Raw genomic sequence first — 3,656 nt, 5'->3', positions numbered from 1 at the left:
ATCAACGGTGTCGATCTTTCAAGCTCACCAAGAAATTATTTGAATTGTTTATTGAATATCGGTTATTTACTATGCCTAATTTAGGAAGTTATGAAGCTTTCTCCATTATCATTTAGGAGTAGTATAGCCATTTTCTATCCCATGAGCTACAAAGGGATCCCCCTAAATCCCCCTTAAAAAGGGGGACTTTGAGGTTGATAACCGTACGTTATAAATGCAATAAACGCTATAAGTAAATATTATTATTTATGCTAGTATAGCATTCAAAATTAAAAAAGCTTTTTCTATCAGACTATAGCGGTTTATAGTCTAATCAGGTACACATTATTTTTATCCTCTTACATTTTATGACTTCACTGCTCCCTACTCCCTACTCCCTACTCCCTTTGCTATAGATTATCGCTATTCACTAGATTGAGTTGAAGAAGGAGATGGAACAGTTGGCGTTGGTGACAGTGACGGCTGCTGATCTATTCTAAAAAATCTTTTTATTTGCTCGTTAAATATCCCATTACCGAATAATCCTATCACTCCCGCAACCACACCAACAATTGTCATAATCCCAAGGATTTTGTTCCATAGATCTCCGCTGCTAGGGTTGGTTTTAGGGTCAGTGACTTTGATAGTATTGCGTTTCCCTTTTCCGATTTTATTTGTAGTAATAGTTTTGCTGTTATTAACACTGCCTCTATTCTTGTTATTGGAATTGGTGATGACATCGCCACCATCCGTGTTGAAAGTCTTCTTTTTAACCATATTGGTTATATCTTTTCCTCCGATGGAAACATTACCACCTTCATTATACAAATCTATATTATATGTACTTTGATTATCTCCCACAGTTTTACTAACTATGGGATCATGATATAATATCGTCTTAATAACGTCTTTTGGCTCAAGTGCATTCCAGGTTTTACGACGCATGGTATCCCTGGCAGATATCAGCCTTTGCTTAAGCCAACGTAGTTCAGGAAATTTTCCAAAAATACGCTCCAATTGATCACAGGCTTGAGGGGTTCCAAAATTTTCCAGTTGCCGTAGAATGTCATCTCTTAATCTAGCCACCTTATCCCTTGGACTGACATTATAACGTACACCATTACTATGATCGGGATCTTCGTGATAGGGATATTGCCTAACCAGCCACATATATAGATCAGCTAACTGTTTCTCATTAAGATTAAGCTCTAAGTGACCCGGAAACGAATAATAGCGATAAGCAACTGACTCAATCAAGTCTCGTCCAAGATTTGGTTCTTGCTCAAGAATCGACCATATACTAGACCAACGGTCAGCAGTTGGGTAGCGGAATAGCAATGTTAAGGCAATGATGACTCTGTCACGTTCATCTTTGTTCAAAGGCAATGGCAATGAGCTCAATGTTTGTAGATATTCTATAGCTTCATCTCTAGCTTCATTCGAGCCATGTTTGAGAAGCTCTTCTAACAGATACCGAATACAGCTGGGCTTTAGGGATTTACTTTGAGCCTTTTCTAAAATAAAATCGCTTAGATCGTCATCCCAACATTTTTTAAATATTCTAATTCTAGATATAGAGTCAAACTGCTGATTTTCTTGATCGATCAGAATATCCAAAGTTTTACACACCTGATCACGAGCCTTTGAGTAAACTATCTTTACTAACTCTAAAAAGTTGTCAGAATCTAGGTTTCCAAGAGGAAAAGCGATGATTACAGGTGCCCAAATGCGCCATGTCTCAGATGGAATAGTTTCAAGAATCTTTGGAGCTTTATTTAGAAGCAACAGAAATGCTCTACAACCCGCCAAGGCTGGCCAATTAACTTTATTCTTACCAATCCAATCAGTATTTATCTCTTTTTGATTTATAATATAGTTTTCAGCACCTTGAATAATCCTAGTCCGAATCGGTTCATCAGCCTCTTTCCACCCTGGAAGCTTAGTTAAATCAGGTTCAGTTTCATAATAATTGAATCGGCTGTCTGGCTTTAGGGTCATTTCCGTATTCAACCGCCACCAAGCTGATAAGTTACCATTTTCTAATTGATTTAGACTAAGAATAATTCTATTTCTATGATATGGTGCTAATAAGTTTTGTTGAGGACGGTTATTCCGAGCTTTGTTTGAAGGTAGTTTTTCCCCTATAAAAAAATCACTAAAGTTTTCATAACACTCTCTACCCTTATTATTCAGGTAATCATCAATAAAATCAATTTCTTCTTTATTATTTAGCTGCAATTCACGGTATATTGAAATCGCAAAATTTTTATGTGATTTATCCGATTTTGACCCAAGCCTTGGAGTTAGGTAGATATCTCCTATTAAATCTAATACGAAATCATATAATCGACCATAGTGATTTTCTTTTAAATTAACTAGTACGTTGACAAACTTACCACTCTTACCCTCGTCTTTTATAAAATCTAATTTTAATCTTGGTTCCCTAAGCCATTTTTCTTGAAGCATTGGTACAAGTGTATACTCGATAAACAGTTGGTATGAGCCAAGAAGAAGATTTATTTTTTTTGGAGGAGTTAAGGCATCAAACAACTCATCATCTGTCAAATAATTGCGCTTATTATTACACAGTGCTTGTAGGCAACAACCCTTAAGCCTGTCGTCCTCATCCTCCGGAAGCGGATTAAGGGCTAACGGCTTGAGTTTGAGTCTTGAATTCTTATCTCTAATCTCCCCAATAGCTTGAACAGCACTAATCCTAAGTTCAATTTTTTCCTCTGAATCAGTTGCTAAGGTAACCAATTCATTTTGGAGTTTATTCACTTCACAAACTTCAGCAATCTTGATAGCTGTATCTCGTGCATCAATTGCCTTACTTGCATCCACAATATATGGACGAAGCTGTTCCGCAAGGTTAGGATGTTTTAGTTTCTCGTGTAAGCGGTAGTTAATATTTTGAGCAACAAAGATTTCTTGTTCAGACTGCATCAATAAATAGGAAACTACCGCTTCTTGCACAGTACCATCTGGAGGTAGATCGCTCAGAAGTAACACATCAGGATCAGTGCTAAGAATTACCTCACGTATCTCAGGTATCATAGTCGCTAACCATGCAGCAGTTTCATGGAGCTGAGGAATCAATTTCTGCTCAGGGTCTTCATCCTCAGATAAATAGAAAAGACTCTGGAATAAGGACACAGATACATTATGTTCCTTCAAATACCATGCTGCTAGAAACTCAGCATAGGTCTGATGAGACCACCCTATCAGCTTTTCACCACGGGATGAGAACAAGCCAGTATCTAAAACCTCTTTGATAGCTGGTTCAGTGATATCAAAATTTTTGCTATTAGCAACTTCCTCCCCAATGCAGAGATTTTCAATTAGAACTAGCTCATCTTTAGATGGAGCACAATCTGCATATGTTCCATTACAAACACCAAATCGATTGGCAAAAATTGTAACAGCCGCAATCCGAGCAGCAATAATCAGGCGCTGGTTTCGATTGAAATGACCCATAGCATCTGAGGCAAGACGGCTAGAATTACTTTCTTCGCATAAACAGAGACAGCCATCAAGATAAATTTCATCAGTTAGAGTCGATGCCCGGTATTATCCGGGGCACCTCTCCTTCGGAACCGTGCATGAGACTTTCATCTCACACGGCTCCTAGATATCCTCTCCTTTCGGAGTGCTCCAGTGTATCTGTTGGTGGCAGC

General features: G+C 38.1%; 1 protein-coding gene. It reads right to left on the bottom strand.

Translation table 11 applies throughout. The features are described from left to right. Window positions 1-402 precede the first annotated feature (402 nt). The gene (locus F6K63_RS36420) at window positions 403-3,456 is read right to left on the bottom strand and encodes an NACHT domain-containing protein (RefSeq protein WP_287314951.1); all 3,054 of its coding nucleotides are present in this window, start codon (window positions 3,454-3,456) and stop codon (window positions 403-405) included. Window positions 3,457-3,656: the final 200 nt, after the last annotated feature.

The sequence above is a fragment of the Moorena sp. SIO1G6 genome (assembly GCF_010672795.1).
Classification (GTDB): domain Bacteria; phylum Cyanobacteriota; class Cyanobacteriia; order Cyanobacteriales; family Coleofasciculaceae; genus Moorena; species Moorena producens.
The sequence above is the reverse complement of the archived record's forward strand: the minus strand, read 5'-3'. Positions and strand labels throughout refer to the sequence as shown.